This window comes from Propioniferax innocua, from assembly GCF_006716235.1.
Taxonomy (GTDB): Bacteria; Actinomycetota; Actinomycetes; order Propionibacteriales; family Propionibacteriaceae; genus Propioniferax; species Propioniferax innocua.
Window position 1 is genome coordinate 698544 of record NZ_VFOR01000002.1, and the last position, 17893, is coordinate 716436.

15 protein-coding genes are annotated in these 17893 nt (G+C 65.3%); 5 read left to right on the plus strand and 10 right to left on the minus strand.

Features of this window, described 5'->3' with window-relative positions; translation table 11 throughout:
• Nucleotides 1-37: 37 nt before the first annotated feature.
• From FB460_RS09990 to FB460_RS10025, 8 genes are all read right to left on the minus strand, one after another.
• Nucleotides 38-1879, minus strand: coding sequence for a sensor histidine kinase (locus FB460_RS09990; protein ID WP_142093985.1), 1842 nt, complete (start codon nt 1877-1879; stop codon nt 38-40).
• Nucleotides 1880-2114: 235 nt separating this feature from the next.
• Nucleotides 2115-3668, minus strand: coding sequence for an alpha/beta hydrolase (locus FB460_RS09995; protein WP_142093986.1), 1554 nt, complete (start codon nt 3666-3668; stop codon nt 2115-2117).
• Nucleotides 3665-4585 carry a DoxX family protein gene (locus tag FB460_RS10000; RefSeq protein WP_142093987.1) on the minus strand — a complete coding sequence of 307 codons (921 nt, stop codon included), beginning with the start codon at nt 4583-4585 and terminating at the stop codon, nt 3665-3667. The genes FB460_RS09995 and FB460_RS10000 overlap by 4 nt, the downstream gene beginning before the upstream one ends.
• A 118-nt stretch (nt 4586-4703) precedes the next feature.
• Complete coding sequence (locus tag FB460_RS10005; RefSeq protein WP_246044358.1) at nt 4704-5882, minus strand: DNA polymerase III subunit delta'; 1179 nt, start codon at nt 5880-5882, stop codon at nt 4704-4706.
• Nucleotides 5879-6493 carry a dTMP kinase gene (gene tmk / locus FB460_RS10010; protein ID WP_142093988.1) on the minus strand — a complete coding sequence of 205 codons (615 nt, stop codon included), beginning with the start codon at nt 6491-6493 and terminating at the stop codon, nt 5879-5881. Before tmk ends, FB460_RS10005 begins: the two co-directional genes overlap by 4 nt.
• 3 nt (nt 6494-6496) lie before the next feature.
• Nucleotides 6497-9277: a type I DNA topoisomerase gene (gene topA / locus FB460_RS10015; RefSeq protein WP_142093989.1), complete on the minus strand. Its 2781-nt coding sequence runs from the start codon at nt 9275-9277 to the stop codon at nt 6497-6499.
• Between the two features lie 68 nt (nt 9278-9345).
• Nucleotides 9346-9843 (minus strand): DUF1707 SHOCT-like domain-containing protein, encoded by a 498-nt coding sequence (locus tag FB460_RS10020; RefSeq protein WP_142093990.1) that lies wholly within the window; start codon nt 9841-9843, stop codon nt 9346-9348.
• 83 nt (nt 9844-9926) lie between these two features.
• Nucleotides 9927-11390 carry a DUF7059 domain-containing protein gene (locus FB460_RS10025; RefSeq protein WP_246044359.1) on the minus strand — a complete coding sequence of 488 codons (1464 nt, stop codon included), beginning with the start codon at nt 11388-11390 and terminating at the stop codon, nt 9927-9929.
• Nucleotides 11391-11413: 23 nt separating this feature from the next.
• Here FB460_RS10025 and FB460_RS10030 point away from each other — a divergent pair, with 23 nt between their 5' ends.
• Both FB460_RS10030 and FB460_RS10035 read left to right on the plus strand, forming a co-directional pair.
• Nucleotides 11414-12871, plus strand: a complete 1458-nt coding sequence (locus FB460_RS10030) for a sensor histidine kinase (protein WP_142093991.1) — start codon at nt 11414-11416, stop codon at nt 12869-12871.
• Between the two features lie 7 nt (nt 12872-12878).
• The gene (locus tag FB460_RS10035; protein WP_142093992.1) at nt 12879-13565 is read left to right on the plus strand and encodes a response regulator transcription factor; all 687 of its coding nucleotides are present in this window, start codon (nt 12879-12881) and stop codon (nt 13563-13565) included.
• 54 nt (nt 13566-13619) lie between these two features.
• Here the strand turns inward: FB460_RS10035 and FB460_RS10040 are convergent, their stop codons facing one another.
• Complete coding sequence (locus FB460_RS10040; protein ID WP_142093993.1) at nt 13620-14117, minus strand: hypothetical protein; 498 nt, start codon at nt 14115-14117, stop codon at nt 13620-13622.
• A gap of 105 nt (nt 14118-14222) precedes the next feature.
• Complete coding sequence (locus FB460_RS10045) at nt 14223-14918, minus strand: GntR family transcriptional regulator (RefSeq protein WP_170210042.1); 696 nt, start codon at nt 14916-14918, stop codon at nt 14223-14225.
• 196 nt (nt 14919-15114) lie between these two features.
• On the opposite strand from FB460_RS10045, the gene FB460_RS10050 reads away from it, so the two are divergent.
• From FB460_RS10050 to FB460_RS10060, 3 genes are read left to right on the plus strand one after another with little or no spacing between them, the layout of a single operon-like run.
• Nucleotides 15115-16383: an NRAMP family divalent metal transporter gene (locus FB460_RS10050; protein WP_142093995.1), complete on the plus strand. Its 1269-nt coding sequence runs from the start codon at nt 15115-15117 to the stop codon at nt 16381-16383.
• Nucleotides 16384-16437: 54 nt separating this feature from the next.
• A complete protein-coding gene (locus FB460_RS10055; RefSeq protein ID WP_142093996.1) occupies nt 16438-17229 on the plus strand; it encodes a LamB/YcsF family protein in 792 nt (263 codons plus the stop codon).
• Nucleotides 17229-17891: a 5-oxoprolinase subunit B family protein gene (locus tag FB460_RS10060; protein ID WP_142093997.1), complete on the plus strand. Its 663-nt coding sequence runs from the start codon at nt 17229-17231 to the stop codon at nt 17889-17891. Before FB460_RS10055 ends, FB460_RS10060 begins: the two co-directional genes overlap by 1 nt.
• The last annotated feature ends 2 nt before the right edge of the window (nt 17892-17893 follow it).

Consider the following 17893-nt stretch of genomic DNA (forward strand, 5'->3'; position numbering starts at 1 on the left):
ACCAGTGGTCCACGGCCGCGGCTTCAGCCAGGGCGACTCATACTCGCCCATCGGCTGAAGCCGCTTCGCCGCGATGTGAATCGGAGCAACGAGAAGCCTCGCCTGAAGATCGATTTTCGGCAGGGCAGGCCTTCGCCGGGATGTCGGCGTGGACGACCCACCGCCCTTCCTGGGCCCCTGCCGAGAACGTCCCGCCCAGAGCACCGACCCTTTCGTGAAGGCCACGAAGACCCACCCCACACACGGTGGATCGGTCGATGGCACCGCCCGGAGGGGCACTCGGCGAGCCCGCCAGTGTGTTCGCCACATGAACCGTGACGGATTCTTCCTCGACCGTCACACGGACGCTGGATGAGCACCCTTCTGGTGCATGTCGAAGAATGTTCGTCACGCTCTCCTGGACCACCCGCACCACCGTGCGCTGGGCCAACACCGACAAACAGTCAAGGGAATCCGAGATATCCGCCGTCACCGTGCCGGATCGAGCCGCCAACTCATCGCACATCGCCTGCAACACCGCACGTGGGCGCACCAGCGGGCCAGCGACCTCAGCCGGAAGCGTCTCCCCGGAGCGCATCACAGTCAGCAACGCTTCGAGTTCTGCCTGAGCCGCCATGGTCAACACGGAGATCTCTTCGAGCAGCAGCCGCTGCCCCTTCTCGTCCGAAGTGTGCGCAGACATCATCCGCAGCCCGATCAGGGACACCTGATGGCCGACGACGTCATGGAGCTCCCGCGCGATCGCTGCCCTGTCTCCTTGCGCTCCGGTCCCCACGAACTGTCGTGCATCATGCAAGGCCGTCCGCGCCGAGCTTCGATCCTGCCGCAGGGCACGCAGCACCATCGCCGCCATCGCACTGAGCGCGGTCGCGTAGCTCAGCGTCACCCAGAACGTGAGCCGGTCCCCGTCAGGGACGATGCTCCACGCCAGTACGGCCAGAAGGGCGGAAAAGCCCCCGACGGCAAGCATCCCGCCCAGCCCTTTCGCCACGCCCAGTGCGCACACTGCCACCACGAAACAGAGCAGATAGGCCAGCGGCTCACGTCGAGACAGGACAGCGACGCCGAGAAGTCTCGCGGGGATCGCCAGTGCGCCGAATGCTGCCCAGCGCCACAGCCCCTGCAGTCGGAAGCCCACCAGACGTCCGAAGCATGACTCCGGATCGTTTCGTGCCGCATGGTCCCTCATGCGCAAGAAATAGACCAGGTCCCGCAGTTCTGATCGCAGGTGCTGGTTCAACCGCTGAATCCTCAGCCGCGCCCCGAAAACATCTTCTTCGGCGATTCCACGAAGCGCCTCGTCTCTGATCTCACCGAGACGGTTGACCACGAAGCTTTCAAGCTCGAGGGCCAGCTGATTGAGCTCGGACTCCCTGATTTCGCGGGCCTTTCGACGCTCCCTCAGAGCTTTCTCGCGCAGGGATTCCGTCTTGTTGACGACAATACGGATGGCCATGGCCAGGAAAGCCACCAGAATCACCGCAGTCGACGCCACCGGCCACGCGGGCCCATACAGGCTGTCAAAAACAGCCGTGAATCCCAGCTGGGCCATGAGAACCAAATACCTGCGGGAACGGCTGGATTCGGCGAGTATTGAATATGTCACCATCGCAAATGCAACGACATTTCCAGAGCCATCAGGATGGATCAGACTTCCTGACATCACGATGACCCAGAGAATCAAAGCGAAGTTTCGCCAGCCCCACAATATGGCGACGATGGCGGCGAAGGATGCCAGATGGAGGAACACATGACCATCGGTGGTCGTTCCCAGCTCCGGATCCACCTCGAGATGCTGCGCGAGGAAGAAGGAGGCATGGTCCGCCGCCAGCGCCACGACCACCAGCCAGCGCAACCAATGGAACAGCTTCACTGCCATACCGTTGTTCCCAGCTCCCTCTCGCCGCCATTCACGACGGGCCCCATGTCCCTTGGTGAAGCTTCCCGAGTCGCCTTCCCCGGAACAGGATAGATCGGCCACCCCGAGGCCGAAACGGCGGTCGACGTCGAACGGATACTTCGCCGGATCGGCGATGTCGAACGCTCACGGGCACCTCACAGCGCCGGGGAACGCACCCCATGCGAAGGAAGGCGGAGGCGTCCCGCGACGCGCCCTACTCGGTGCAGATGATGTCCTCGGCCGGCAGATCATCGGCGAAGAACCGATGGACCGCATCATCGACGCACGTCGACGTGCCTCCGTAGGTTCCGTGGCCGTCTCCCTCCCACGTGACCAGGAAGCCCGATTCGAAGGTGTCGGCCATATCAACGGCATTCTCATAGGGCGTCGCGGAGTCCATCCGTGCACCGATCACCATGATCGGCGCAGCCCCCGGCGCGGTCTGATCCTCCGGGTTCGGCACCACCGGAGCAGGCCAGAGCGGGCAGATGAGATCCGGCCCCATGAACGGCCCCAGGGCCCCGGCCTCCTCGGCCTCCTTCTTTGCCCGGGCACGTTCCCCCGCAAGACCGAGGTCGACGTGACTGTTGCACCGAATGGCGTTGAAAGCCGTCATGAGCGACCCATAGTTGCCGTCGATATCGCGTTCGTTGTAGGCGTCCGCCAACTCCAACAGGGCCTGCCCCCGCCCTGAACGCGCCGCCGACACCGCATCGGCCAATATCGGATACCAGTCCTTCGTCCCATACAGCGGCATGAGGATTCCGGACACGGCCAGCGTCTGCGTCAGCTCCCGGTCATGCACCTGCAGCGGCTGATGGTCCAGATGCCGCAACAACCCCGTCACGGCCTGGATCACCTCGTCCCTGTCATCCCCGAGATCACAGTCGCCCTCCGCGCACCATTCGGCGAAGGACTCGAGGGCCCGTTCGAAGCCTTCGGCCTGCGTCACGTCACTGTCGTCGGCGAGGGAGACCGCGCTGTCCAACACCAGACGTCCCACACGGTCCGGAAATGTGGCCGCATACACCGCGCCGATCTCCGTGCCGTATGAATAACCGAGGTAGTTGAGCCGTTCGTCGCCGACGAGCCCACGCAGCAGATCCAGGTCCTGCACGGTCGCGGTGGTCGACACATGCGCCAGCAACGGGCCCGAACGCTCGAGACATCTCTGCCCGAAACCTCTGGCGGCCTCCTCCAATGCAGCATCCTCGGCTTCATCGTCGGGGCTGGCGTCGACGGTGAGGAACTCGTCCATCTCGGCACCGTCGAGGCAACGAACCGGCGTCGAGTCACCGACGCCGCGGGGATCCCAGCCGATGAGGTCGTAGTGCTCGAGCCCGGCATGACTGAAATACTCGACCATCTCCTTGCCCGAGGAACCGGGACCGCCGGGGTTCAGGAAGATCGTTCCACGGCGGGGCTGCTGCGTGGCTGCGACCCTGCGCATCGACAACGTGATGGCCTGCCCATCGGGGTCGGCCCAGTCGAGCGGCACCGCGATGTCAGCACATTCATGCTCACCGCAGGGTTCCCAAGCCAGATCCTGATCGGTATAACGGTCGACGCCCGCGCCGGGCGGAGCATCCCGGAACCCATGGGGCGCCACATCGGGAACATCCACCTCGGGCCGGTCCGGTGCCGGGGTGCTCGACATTTCCGGTGGCTCCGGTGTCTCCGGATCGGGTGATGTCGTACCAGGAAGCAGCGAACAACCTGCCAACATCAACGCTGAAGCAGCCGCCGCAGCCACCCACCGTGCGGTCATGCCACCGAGGAGGCCTTGTTCACCTTGTCTTCCTTGCGCTGCGCCCGATTGCGCCGCAGCGCACGATCAGCCGACCAACCACCGGCACCGACACACAGGAAGAGGAAACCGACCCCCGCCAGGATCAACGGCACCTCACCGTCGAGCTCGTAGCCGTTGAACGGGTTACCCGTCCAGTGCACGAACACCAGAGCCATGATGGTGATGGCCATGAGGCCCACCCCCGCGAAACGCGTGGCCAGACCGAACAGCAGGGCCACCGCGATCAACAGCTCACCGATCGCGAGCGCGTAACCGAGGATCACCCCCTGACCGGTCATCTGCCCAAGAAGCGTTCCTTCGACCATTCCGATGGTGCCCTGGATGTCCAGAACCTTGGCCACACCGTGCAGGGCCATGACCCCGGCGATGACGAGCCGAAGCACGAACAGCCCCAATGATCCGAATGCCTTGTCCGTCGTCCGCGGGGGACGTGGCGGCGCGGTCGGGGCCGTCTGCGCGTCGGCCTTGTCGTTACGACGGCGACGCTTGCCCAGGGCAGCCTCACGCTCGGCCCTGCGTCGCTCGGTCTCACGGCGACGCTCGGCTTCGGGATCCTCTGGCACCGGCTGGACCTTGGTCGCCTCCGATTCGTCATCCCCGTCAGATCCGGCGGCGACGACCTGCGTCTTCTCATCATCAGCCGCATCGTTCCCGGCGGCGATCCTGTCGGAATCGGTCTTGCCGACGGTGTCCGAATCGGTGCTGATCTTCTGGGTCGCATCATCGGTCGCCGACTTGTCGGTGCCGGGCTCCTCAGCCGTGACATCCTTCGCGTCCATGGCCTGAGTGGACTCACCCTGATCGGCGTCATCGAAGAAGGACCCGCTCTTGATGGACTTCTCGTCCTTGGTGGTGTCCTTGTCCTGACGGCTCATGGAAGTCCCTTTCGTGCGACGGCTGAGGGGGAAGATCCTCGCAAGAGTTCTTCAACATCCTTGCAGCGCGGCCCGCCACCATGCCGCAGCGACACCCACCACCTGTGAAACGAAGGGCTCAGCCTCCGTAGGACCAGCCCTTCATCAGCCTGATCAACAGTGCCTCCACCGCCAGGAGCGGAGCGACATTGCCCTCCAGCTCCTCACGACACTGCAACAACGCATCGATGCGACGCAGGCTCGCCTCGGGTGTGGTGCCCCTGGCCTGCTCCCACAGCTCCCCAGCGATCTCGGGATTCACGAGTCGGTCCTGCTCACCGGTGAGCTGCAGCGTCACCACATCGCGGTAGTAGGTGGTGAGCTCGGTGAGAGCGCGATCCAGCGCATCGCGCTGCATCCGCTTCGCCCGGACCTTCTGCTCGTCCTCGAGCTCCTTCATCGCAGCTCGCGCCTGTTTGGGCTTGGCTCCCTTCGTGCCGAACCCCAGAGCTTCGCCCAGCTCCTCACGTTCGGCCGCGTCGAGAGCTTCCGTGGCTGCCTTCGCCTCGGCCGCACAGGCGTCCACAAGTTTCTGGGCCGCCGTCAAGCAGGCCGCCGATCCGGTGAGCCGACGCGGGATCTGCAGCACGTCACGTCGACGATCACGGGCGTCCTCATGAAGGGCGAGGACCCGAGCACGTCCGATATGGCCCTGCGCAGCACGGGCCGCATTCATGGCCATGGCCGGATCGACCCCGTCACGACGAGTGAGCAGATCGGCGACGGCACCGACCGGCGGGGTGGAGAGACCCAGCGCACGGCATCGAGACCGGATCGTCGTCACCACATCATCGGGAGTGGGCGCGCACAGCAGCCAGACGGTCTTCGGCGCGGGCTCCTCGATGCTCTTCAACAATGCGTCCGCACCCCGATCGGTGACGCGGTCGGCGTCCTCCATAACCAACACCTGGTGACGCCCCAGCGTCGGGCTCATCGACGCCCGCCGCACCAGATCACGTACCTCATCGACACCGATCGAGAGCTTCTCGGTCCGCACCAATGTGACATCGGGGTGGGCGCCACTGAGCGCGGTCCGACAGGCCTGACATTCACCGCATCCACCACGTTCGCACTGCAATGCGGCTGCAAAGGCACGCGCCACGTTGGATCGACCGGAGCCGGGCGGCCCGGTGACGAGCCAGGCGTGCGTCATCGCATGCCGGTCTCCGGCGACCGCGCGCTGCAACGTCGTCACCGCGTTCTGCTGACCGACCACATCGGCCCAGACGCCCGTCATCCCACGAACCGTCACCGTCATCCCCCGGGCTTCTCCCGCAGCCGTGTCACCGCGTCCCGGACACGTGCGGCGATCTCGTCCCGGGCGCCACGGGCCGGAACCACGAGATGGCGACCCGGATCCTCCTCGGCCAGAGCCAGGAACCCCTCCCGGACACGGTGGTGGAAGGACTCGCCGGCCGACTCCAGCCGGTCACCGAGGTCCTTGGCAGCAAGAGCGTCATCGGGGTCCACATCGAGCAGGACGGTCAGATCCGGACACAGCCCACCGGTGGCCCAGCGCGCCAGCTTCGTGATCTCAGCAGGGTCGAGCACACGTCCTGCACCCTGATAAGCGATCATCGAATCGACGTACCGGTCACAGACCACATCGGCCCCCGCAGCCAGAGCCGGGCGGATGACCTCGGCCACATGCTGGGCCTTGTCGGCCGAATACAGCAGGGCCTCGGCACGTGGATCGACGTCTCCGGTGGAAGGATCCAGCACGAGTTCCCGCACCTTCGTCCCCAACGCGGTGCCGCCCGGCTGACGGGTGCGCACGACGGTGCGTCCCTGCTCCTCGAGCCACTCGGCCAGCAGTCGCGACTGTGTGGTCTTGCCTGCCCCGTCACCACCTTCGAAGACGACGAACATCGCTCAGGACTTCTTCGCGGTCGTCTTCTTCGCTGCGGTCTTCTTGGCTGTCGTCTTCTTCGCGGTCGTCTTCTTGGCCGTCGTCTTCTTCGCGGTCGACTTCTTCGCGGTCGACTTCTTCGCCGTCGACTTCTTCGCCGTCGACTTCTTCGCCGTCGACTTCTTCGCGGTCGACTTCTTCCGGGCAGTCTTCTTCGCCGGACCCTTCGCGCGCTTCTCCGCCAGCAACTCGGCGGCACGTTCAGGCGTGATCTCCTCGACGCTGTCACCCCGACGCAGCGTCGCGTTGTATTCGCCGTCAGTCACATAGGGCCCAAAACGGCCGTCCTTGACCAGCATCGGCTTACCCGAGATCGGATCGTTGCCGAGCTCCTTCAGCGGCGGCTTGGCTGCAGCCCGCCCACGTTGCTTGGGCTGTGCATAGAGCGCCAGGGCCTCCTCGACCGTGATCGAGAAGATCTGGTCCTCAGTCTGCAACGAACGCGAATCGGTGCCCTTCTTCAGATACGGGCCGTAGCGCCCGTTCTGTGCGGTGATGTCGACGCCCTCGGCGTCCTGCCCCACCACTCGAGGCAACGACAGCAGCTTCAGCGCATCCGCCAGATCGATGGTCTCGAGGTCCATGGACTTGAACAGCGAACCGGTCTTCGGCTTCTGCGACTTGGGCGCGTCCTCAGGAAGCACCTGCGTCACATACGGCCCGAAGCGTCCGTTCTTGGCGACAATCGTGAGGCCGGATTCAGGATCGACGCCAAGCTCACGCTGCTCCCCCATCGGCTTGGCCAACAGTTCACGAGCCCGCTCGACGGTCAACTCATCGGGCGGCAGGTCGTCGGCCACGGCGGCGCGCTTCTCACCCTGTTCCACCGAAGTGCCGTAGCGCCCGACACGCACCGAGATCGGTTCCTCGCCATCCAGCCCGCTGGTCAACGGGAAGGTGCACAGCCGCCGCGCGTCGATCTCCCCCAACTCGGTGACGAGCTTGTTGAGGCCCTCCGCGGCGTCCTCGCCACCGAAGTAGAAATCGCGCAGCACGGCGGGGCGGTCGGCGTCGCCACGGGCGATGTGGTCGAGCGTCTCCTCCATCTCGGCGGTGAAGCGATAATCGACCAATTCACTGAAGTGCGCCTCGAGCAGCCGCGTCACGGCGAAGGCCAGCCAGGTGGGAACGAGCGCCGATCCCTTACGGAACACGTAGTCACGCGCCGTGATGGTGCGGATGATCGACGCGTAGGTCGAGGGACGCCCGATCTCGAGCTCCTCGAGCTTGGCGACCAACGACGGCTCGGTGTAGCGGGCCGGCGGCTTGGTCTCATGGCCGGACGCCGTGACGTCCTCGGCGCTGAGCGTCTGCCCCTCCGAGAGGTCCGGCAAACGCTTCTGCGCATCGTCCTTCGCGCCACCCTTGGTCTCATCGACCGATTCGACATAGGCCTTGAGAAAACCGTGGAACGTGATCGTGCGGCCCGAGGCCACGAATGTGCACTCCTCACCCGAAGCGGGGCGGGCAGCGATCTTCACCGACATCGACTCGCCACGGGCATCGGCCATCTGCGACGCGATCGTGCGCATCCAGATGAGCTCGTAGAGCTTGAAATGGTCGCCCTTGAGGCCGGTCTGTGCGGGAGTGGCGAACGAATCACCGGCGGGGCGGATCGCCTCGTGGGCCTCCTGCGCATTCTTCACCTTCGAGGCATAGATCCGCGGCTTCTCCGGCAGGTACGACGAACCGAACAGCTGCGACACCTGAGCACGCGCGGCGGAGATCGCCGACCCCGAGAGCGTCACCGAATCGGTACGCATGTAGGTGATGAAACCCTGCTCGTAGAGATCCTGCGCGATCGACATGGTGCGCTGCGCCCCGTAGCCGAGCTTGCGTCCGGCCTCCTGCTGCAGCGTCGTGGTGCGGAACGGCGCATAGGGGCGACGTGTGTATGGCTTGGCCTCCACCGACTGCACGGTGTAGGCCGCCGACTTCAACGACTCCGCCAGCACCGTGGCCCGCTGCTCATCCAGATGGACGAGTTTGGTGTCGGTCAGCTGACCGTCGGCGTTGAAGTCCCGCCCCTGCGCGATCTTCGCCTCACCGACATGGGTCAGTCGAGCGTCGAACAGTGGCGGTTCAGCGCCGGAACCGGCGTCGAGCACCGCGTCGAGATCCCAGTACGACGCGGTGGTGAACGCGATGCGTTCCTTCTCCCTTTCCACCACCAGTCGCGTCGCCACCGACTGCACCCGACCCGCCGACAGCCCCTGGGCGACCTTGCGCCACAACACCGGCGACACCTCGTAGCCGTACAAGCGGTCAAGAATGCGTCGGGTCTCCTGGGCGTCGACCAGATCGGTGTCGAGCGGACGCAGATTCTGCGCGGCCTCCTGGATGGCCTGCTCGGTGATCTCATGGAACACCATGCGGTGCACCGGAACCTTGGGCTTCAACTCATCGAGCAGATGCCAAGCGATGGCCTCGCCCTCACGGTCACCGTCCGTGGCGAGCCAAAGTTCGTCGACGTCCTTGAGGGCGGCCTTCAACTCGCGGATCTGTGACTTCTTCTCCTGGGGCACCACATAGATGGCCTGGAAATCGTGGTCGACGTCGACACCGAGGCGCGCCCATTTCTCACCCTTGTACTTGGCGGGGATGTCGGATGCCCGTGTGGGCAGGTCGCGGATGTGGCCGCGGCTGGACTCCACCCGATGGCCCGCCCCCAGATAGCCGGCGATCTTGCTCGCCTTGGTGGGGGACTCGACGATCACGAGTCTGCGGGTAATGCTGTCGGCCACGGTGTCCCTTCAAATGGTCATGAGTGCGATTTCATCGCGCAGCCTACATCCCACGCAAGGGCGCTCGATCAATCGTCTCGGCCGGGCCCCTCATCGTGCTTCTTCGAAGGACCACGCTGCCCGGTGGCCATCTGAGCCACGAAGATCGCCGCCATGATGCCGAGCGGCCAGATCGGCCAGAACCAGATGAGCTCGCCGGAGGCCACACAGGAGATGCCCCAGATCGTCGAGAGGATCAACGAGGTTGTGATCCAGGGAACGGTGATCGGCGGCGTTTTCTGCAACCATCCCGGCGTCTGGTTCTGCGAGGCCACCGACACCAGATCCTCCCGAGTGGGAACAGCCAGCTCTTTGCCATCGACGAGATCGTGGGTCAACTCACCGAGCGACCCGTAGGTCAAGGCCCCATCCACCGCGGCCGCACGCTGCTCGTACTCGGCTACGGTCAATTCGCCGCAGTCGCGTGCCTGCGCAAGCCGTTGCCGCACCCGCTCACGTGCGTGGGCGCTCGCCCGTTTGTCAGCGTGCTCTGCTTCATCGCCGTACACCGGGAACCCGCTCTCCATGCCCCCATTCTCTCACCTGCACGGTGGCCGCCGGCATTCGAGGCGCTCTGAGCGCACGCAAAGGGAAATATTCCCTCAACGTCTCATTCAGAGGCATGTTTTGCGAGGAACCCATCGATCACGGCCTCCCGCAGCTTCGGCGCAAGCTCCTCTGTGAGCGCGTCAGCATCCGCATCAAGCAGGGCAGCGACCGCGCCGATGATCTGACGCGGTGTCAGTTCTCCGTCACAAGCACCCAGCACGGCGGCCAGGGCGGTGTCGGTCTCGATCGCGCGACGAAGCCCCCGGTACTGCCGGAACACGATGTGGTTCGGGTCCGCCGCTCCGGGTTCGCCCAAGGTCTCCTGGAGGACGCCTTCGGCGAGGGTCCAGTGCGCATCGAGGACACCGTCGTCACCACGTCCGCGCAGGAGCGTGACGGCATCGAACCATTCGGCGATGGCGGGCCCAACAGGTTGTTGCACCGCGTGTGGCCACGACTCGACGCGGACCTCGGGGATCGCCGCGCCACTGTTGCGGACATTGATCCAGCCCATACCGACCTCGGTGATGCCGAGTCGGTCGAAATACTCCAGCCATTGGCGGTAACGCGGCACGAAATCCTCGCTGCCGGCCAATCCTGCATCGGTCAGCCAGATCTCGATGTACTCGTAGGGATCGAGACGTTCACGTTCGATGATCAGCGCGTCGCACCCGGCGGGGATCCACTCGGTAAGCCGTTCGGCCCATCGGTCAGGGTCGAGAATCGCCCAGTTGCCGAGAACCTGCAGTACACCGCCGGGGTTCAGATGGTCGGCGCAGTTGGCGACGATGTGATGCACGAGGCCGTCGGCGGTGAAGACGCCCTCACGGTAGGTGAGGCGCGACTCCGAGGGCGGTGACATCACGTACGGCGGATTGGTGACGATCAGATCGAACCGCTCCCCCGCCACAGGTTCGTAAAGCGACCCCAACCGCTGCTCCACCTCCAGACCGTTGAGTTCGAACGTCAATCCGGCCAGCGCATTGGCCCGCGGGTTGAGATCGGTGGCCACCACCCGCTCGGCGCGCTGGGCCAGATGCACCGACTGGATGCCACAGCCCGAGCCAAGATCCAGGGCCGCGTCGAAGCGCCCCGGCACCATGAGCTGCGTCAACTGTGTGGACGCCGGGGAGAGCCCCAGCACGTAATCCTCGGTCATCGGGGGCGGTGGCGTGTCGAGACCACAGGTGAGATCGGAGACGATCCAAGCGCGCGTGCCGTCATCACTGGAGTAGGGCCGCACGTCAATGAGCGCGCGGATCTGGTCTCCATCGCGGGCGACCAAACCGGCAGTGACCGCGTCCTCCACCGGAAGTGCTTCGGCGACGCGGGCCACGTCGAGCGGTTGCTGCAGGATGAACAACCGAATCAGCGTCGCCAGCGGGTCGTCGGTCTGCCCCACGGCACGGTCCGAGGCGATGGTGCTGTTGCGGTTGAGAGCCCGCTGCCCGGCTTCGCCGATGCGCTCCATGACCGCATCGGTGGTGTACTCAGCAGCGGTGAGGGCGTTGATGATGCTTTCCACGCCGTGAACTCTAGACTCCCTGTATGCCGAGCCCCTCCGCTTCGCGCCGTGGTCGCAGTGTGCGCTCACGGGTCCTGATGATGGTCCTGACGTTCACAGCCGTCGGGTTGGGACTCGCCGGTGCACTGACCTTCTCCATCCTCTTCGGCGTCCTCGAGGACCGTGTCGATCGTGAGCTTTATCAGGAACTTGCGGAGTTGCAGGCCCTCGCCGATCAGCGCGGCGAGGACGAAGAGCCCTTCACCGATGTCACCTCGCTGCTGCGGGCCGCGACCGACGCCGCCGTGCCCAGCCAGCACGAGTCGGTGCTCGCGCTGACCAACGGCGAGCCTCGGTTCCGCCCCAAGACGCAGGACTTCGACCTCGCCACGCCGGAGGTCATAGAGGCCCTGAAACGGCATCGAAGCCCGGGCGAAACGGTGTACATCGACGTGGAGAGTCCCAAGTACGGGCAGTTGCGCGTCCTCATCGCGTCAGTGGAGGTCGAGGGAGACCCCACCGAGGGCACGTTTGTGGTGGCCAGCGCAATAGAGACCCAGCGCGATCTCATCTGGCAGTCGGCCTTCAACTACATCGCAGTGTCGATCGTGACACTCATCCTCGTGGGCACCACGGCCTGGATCGCGGTCGGACGGCTCCTTCGCCCTCTGGAGACATTGCAGCAGGCCACCGAGGAGATCACGGTGGACGACTTCAACCGCCGCGTCCCCGTCCCGGACTCCGACGACGAGATCGCCGCCCTCGCCGGACGGTTCAATCTGATGCTCGACAGACTCCAATCCGGCTACGACGCCCAGCGTCAGTTCCTCCGTGACGCCGGACACGAGCTGCGGACGCCCATCACGATCGTGCAGGGGACCGTGGAGATGATGTCCACCGAGGATGCGGACTTCGACGAATCCCGTTCGATCGCGCTCGACGAGCTCGACCGCATGGGTCGGCTCGTCGGCGACCTGTCGGTGCTGGCGCAGACACGTCAACCCGATTTCGTGCGCCTCGCACCGGTCGACATGACCGAGTTCGCCCACGACGCCCTGGCCCGCGTCCGTCGCGTCGGTGACCGCGAGTGGGTCCTCGATCGCACGGCTCCGGTCACCGCACAGGTCGATCAGCAGCGTCTGATGCAGGCGGTCGTCCAATTGGCCGCGAACGCAGTGCGCTACAGCGAGCCCGACACCTCGGTGCACCTCGCGGTCGACCACCGCAGCCACTCCGGCGGCAGTGATGTGGTTGTGTCGATGCGCGACCACGGCATCGGGATAGCCCACCAGGACCACGCCCGGATCTTCGAACGGTTCGCCCGACTCGATGCGACCGGTGAGCGTCCGGGATCGGGGCTGGGACTGCCGATCGTCCGGGCGATCGCCGAGGCCCACGGGGGCCGGATAGAAGTGGAATCGTCCCCGGGACAGGGATCGCGCTTCTCCCTGGTCATCCCCCAACGGACCGAAAAGCACAAACCGACGAACACCGACGAGTGAGGAGCACATGCACATCCTGATCGCCGAGGACGAGCAGCGGATCGCGAGGTTCATGGAGAAGGGCCTCACCGCGAATGGGTACACCTGCACCGTTGTGCATGACGGCATAGCGGCACTGGATCTGGCATCAACCGGTGAGGCAGATCTCCTGATCCTCGATGTCGGGCTGCCACGCATGGATGGCTTCACCGTGCTCCGCAACCTGCGAGATCTCGGCGCCGACCTGCCGATCATCATGGTCACCGCCCGCACGGCCGTGGAGGACACCGTCGAGGGGTTCGAATCGGGAGCGAACGACTACATCAGCAAACCCTTTCGGTTCGAGGAGCTGCTCGCGCGCGTACGAGTCCGGATCAAGGAACCCACCGCCGCCGGGGCGAGTACCTCCGATGTGCTCACCCTCGGTGATCTCTCGCTCGACCGGCGGACGCGCGTGGCCACTTTCACCGCCGAGAACGGCCGCCGACGTGAGGTGGAACTCTCATCCCGCGAGTTCGCCCTGACCTCCATGTTCCTGGACAACCCTCAGCAGGTACTCACCCGTGAGCAACTACTCTCCCGCGTCTGGGGGTTCGACTTCGATGGTTCGTCGAACATCGTCGACGTCTATATCCGGACGCTGCGCAACAAACTCGGAGCCACCCGCTTCGTCACCGTGCGTGGAGCCGGCTACAAGATCGTGGATCCGGCCTGAGCCCGGCCTCGCCAACGCGCCATGGCCTCCGTGGCGATGGTCCGCCCTGCAGCGTCAGTCGTCGTCACCATCATCGTCATCGTCATCATCGTCCCCGCCCTCGCATTCCCAGCCGTCGTCATCCCACTCACACACGTTCTGGGGCGGGGCCTGAGTTCTCGGGGCCTGAGTTCTCGGGGCTGGTGCCTGTGTTCGGGATTCACGTTTCCCCGAGCCCTGGCCACCCGATGTGCCCGAGCCGGATGATCCGGTGTCCGATGATCCCGTCTCACCGCCGCTGGTTCCCGAACCCTGACCGCCAGAGGGTTCCGTCGGCTCGGGGTTGGGTTTGAAGTCGGGCACCTTCGGGGGCGGCGGAGTCCGCGTCGGGGTGGGGCTCGGTGTGGGGGATGGAGATGCGGGCTCCCCCTGCTCCGGGTCAGGGGTCTGCGGCCCGGTCACCACCACACCGTCGTGGCGACCGTCGTCGCGATCAGGCTGCCCCGCCATCGCGAGCGCGAGCCCGCTTCCGGCCAGGGCGAGCAGCATCGCCACGGTCACCGTCATCCTCATGGAGTCCATCCTGCCCACCCGTGGTGAAAACCTACTGAAGGGAAGATGAAGACTCCTTCATGGAGGACGCGCCACATGAGTCGTCCGGCACGGCCGGTATCGGCATCACTCCGTGAGCAGGGCGATGATCTGCGCCTCGGAATCGATCAAATACTGGTGCAGGACGTTGGCGGCGGCCTCGTCCTCCCCATTCTCCACCAGCTCGCAGATCTCCGCATTACGCGCCACGTACGGCGCGTGGAAGGCCACTCGGTCGGGCACCGAGCCGAAGGCCAGACGCAACTCTTCCTTGATCGCGGAGATCACCTCGACCAGACGCCCGCTTCCAGCCAGCGCAGCCACGGCACCATGGAAGGCCAGATCGGCAGCGGCAAGGCGATGCGCGTCAGAGGCCTTCAATGCGGCCCCAGCATCGGCCAGTGCAGCGCGCATGCGTCGGCAACACTCTTCGCGGGTGCCGAGCGGGGCCGACGCGGCCTCCCGGATCGCGCCGGTCTCGGCCAGACGCCGCACCACGAACACATCCTTGATGGACTCAGGGGTCAACGTGCGCACCACCACCCCACGATGCGCCTCGCGTTCGACCAGGCGTTCTGCCTGCAGGATCCGGAACACCTCACGCACCGTGTTGCGTGAGACACCCAGTCTCGCGGTGATCTCCATCTCCACAAGACGGCTTCCCGCCGGGAACTCTCCGTCCACGATGGCGACTCGGAGTGCCTCGGTGGACGCATCGACCGCCGATACCTGCAATCGCTCCTCGAGCCCCGGGGTTTCGACCGGTTCAGGATGTGGATTCATGACCATTCCTCCGCAGTGTTCCCAAGGACACCCAGAACAGGAGGACGTCCGGTAAGCATTGGATCACGCGAGTGTTCCACACCTTGACCCCTAGGATTGTTCAACAATCTGTTGTACGTTGACCTCACTCACAACGTTCGTGAGCGCGGCAAGGAGGCCCCGTCGTGCCGCGTCCCCCCACCACGGAGGAGGCCCCATGGCCGCCGAGAAGGACAACACAACGACCACCACTGCGCGCCCGAAGGGAGCCAGGACCGCTCTGCTGGGTGCCATGTTCCTGATGGCGACCTCCGCCATCGGCCCCGGTTTCATCACCCAGACCTCTCAGTTCACGATGCAGCTGGGCGCAGCCTTCGCGTTCGCGATCCTGGTGTCGCTCATCGTCGATTTCGCCGTCCAGATGAACGTCTGGCGCGTCCTTGGCGTCAGCGGACGCCGCGCCAACGCCCTCGCCAATGACGTACGCCCCGGCCTCGGTTGGGTGCTGGCCGCGCTCGTCGTCTTCGGCGGCCTGGTGTTCAACATCGGCAACATCGCTGGAACCGGCATGGGCATGCAATACATGACCTCCCTGGTCGATTTCATCCCCTCCGAAGGCACCGCCTACGGGCTTGATCCACGCATCGGCGCGGTCATCTCGGTGGCCGTGGCCATGGTGGTGTTTCTCGTCAAACGAGCCGGTGCCGCACTCGACCGCCTCGTGGTGGTGTTGGGCACACTGATGATCCTGCTCATGCTCTGGGTGGCCTTCACCACGAGCCCACCGGTGGGCGAGGCCCTCCGCCAGTCCGTTTTCCCCGAGACCACGGAATGGGTCGTTGTGACCACCCTCATCGGCGGCACCGTGGGCGGTTACATCACCTACGCCGGTGCCCACCGACTCGTCGACGCCGGCCAGACCGGCCCCGAGCACGCTGGCACCATCACCCGCAGCTCGATGACCGGCATCATCGTCACCGGTGTCATGCGTGTGCTGCTGTTCCTCGCCATCTTGGGCACCGTCATGGCCGGAGCAGAACTCAGTGAGAAGAATGCCGCGGCCGACGCCTTCGGTTTCGCCCTGGGCGACCTCGGCGTCACCGTGTTCGGGATCATCCTCTGGGCCGCCGCCATCACCTCGGTGATCGGAGCGTCCTACACCTCCATCAGTTTCATCACCTCGTCCGAGACGCCGGACCGCACCCGAAATCTGATGACCGTCGGCTTCGCCGCCCTCTGTCTGCTGCTGTACCTCGTGCTCGGGAAGGCCCCGGCGACATTGCTGGTGTTCGCCGGCGCTTTGAACGGCCTCATCCTTCCGCTCGGTTTCACCATCATCCTGTGGGTCGCATGGCGGCGTCGTGACCTTCTCAAGGGTTACGTCTACCCGAAGTGGCTGCTCATCTCAGGGTTGCTGGCCTGGATCCTGACGCTGTGGCTCGGCTACCAGTCCCTCGGGGGTCTTGCCGAACTGTGGAACAGCTGACCCCGCCGACGATCACCACTCGAATCCAGTGAAAGGAACGGCACCATGGACCACATGCCCACCTCGATCGATCTGAACGCCGATCTGGGCGAAAGCTTCGGCCAGTGGTCGATGGGTGATGACGCCGCCATGCTCGATGTCGTCTCCAGTGCCAACATCGCGTGTGGTTTCCACGCCGGGGACCCCATGGTGATGCGCCGAACCGTGACGGCAGCCGCCGAACGTGGCGTCGCGATCGGAGCACACGTGAGCTACAACGATCTGGCCGGTTTCGGCCGCCGGTCGATGGACATCGCTCCCGGTGAGCTCGAGGCCGATGTGCTGTACCAGATCGCCGCCCTCGACGGCGTGGCCCGCGCCCACGGCACCCGGGTCACCTACGTCAAACCCCATGGTGCGCTCTACAACCGCATCGTTCGCGATGACGAGCAGGCGCAGGCGGTGGTGCGGGCAGTCCGAGCTTTCAACCCTGAACTCGCCGTTCTGGGTCTGCCCGGTTCCCGATTCCTTGTCCGCGCCGACGCTGCGGGGCTGCGGACGGTCACCGAGGCCTTCGCCGACAGGGCCTACAACGCCGACGGCACACTGGTCTCCCGCAGCCGACCGGGAGCCGTCCTCGATGATCCACAGGTCGTTGCCGAGCGCATGATCGGCCTTGTCCGCAACGGCCACATCGAGGCGGTGACCGGGGAACTGGTCCGGGTCGACGCCGATTCCATCTGCACCCATGGGGATTCCCCCGGCGCCGTGGCCATGGCCAAGGCGGTACACAGCGCCCTGCGCGATGCCGGAATCACGATCGGAGCATTCGCGGGGCAGCACTCCACCGAGCCGCAGGAGCGCTGATGGACCCCGAGCGCCCCTTCCGTCTGCTCGAATATGGGCCCACGTGCGCGATGTTCGAGCTCGACGCCCAGGTACATGTGGAAGATCTCTCCGCACATCTGCGGACCGCCGTCGATGCCGGAACGTTGACCGACGTCGAGGACATGGTGCCCGCTGCCCGCACCCTCATGGTGCTGACGCGCACCCCCGCCACCCGCACGGCCGTCGTCGGCGTCGCCGAGACATGGTCTCCCTCGGACGAAGTGGCGGCCACCGGGGCCGAGCACCGGATCGAAGTCGTCTACGACGGCCCCGACATCGATGAGGTCCGCCGTCTGACGGGGATGGACCGCGACGAGATCATCTCCATCCACTCCGACGCCGAATACCGTGTCGCCTTCATGGGATTCGCTCCCGGGTTCGGGTATCTCACCGGCCTTCCCGAAGTCCTCCACCTTCCCCGGCGAAAAGATCCACGCACCCGCGTCCCACCCCGCTCGGTGGCGATCGCCGGAGAATACAGCGCCGTGTACCCACGGGTGTCCCCCGGTGGTTGGAATCTGATCGGCAGATCACTGCAGCCCATGTGGCGGGACGATTCCGAGCAGCCCAATGTGCTGGCACCCGGCGACCTCGTGCGGTTCCTCCCAGTGGAATCATCCGACAGGAGGGATGCGCAGTGAGC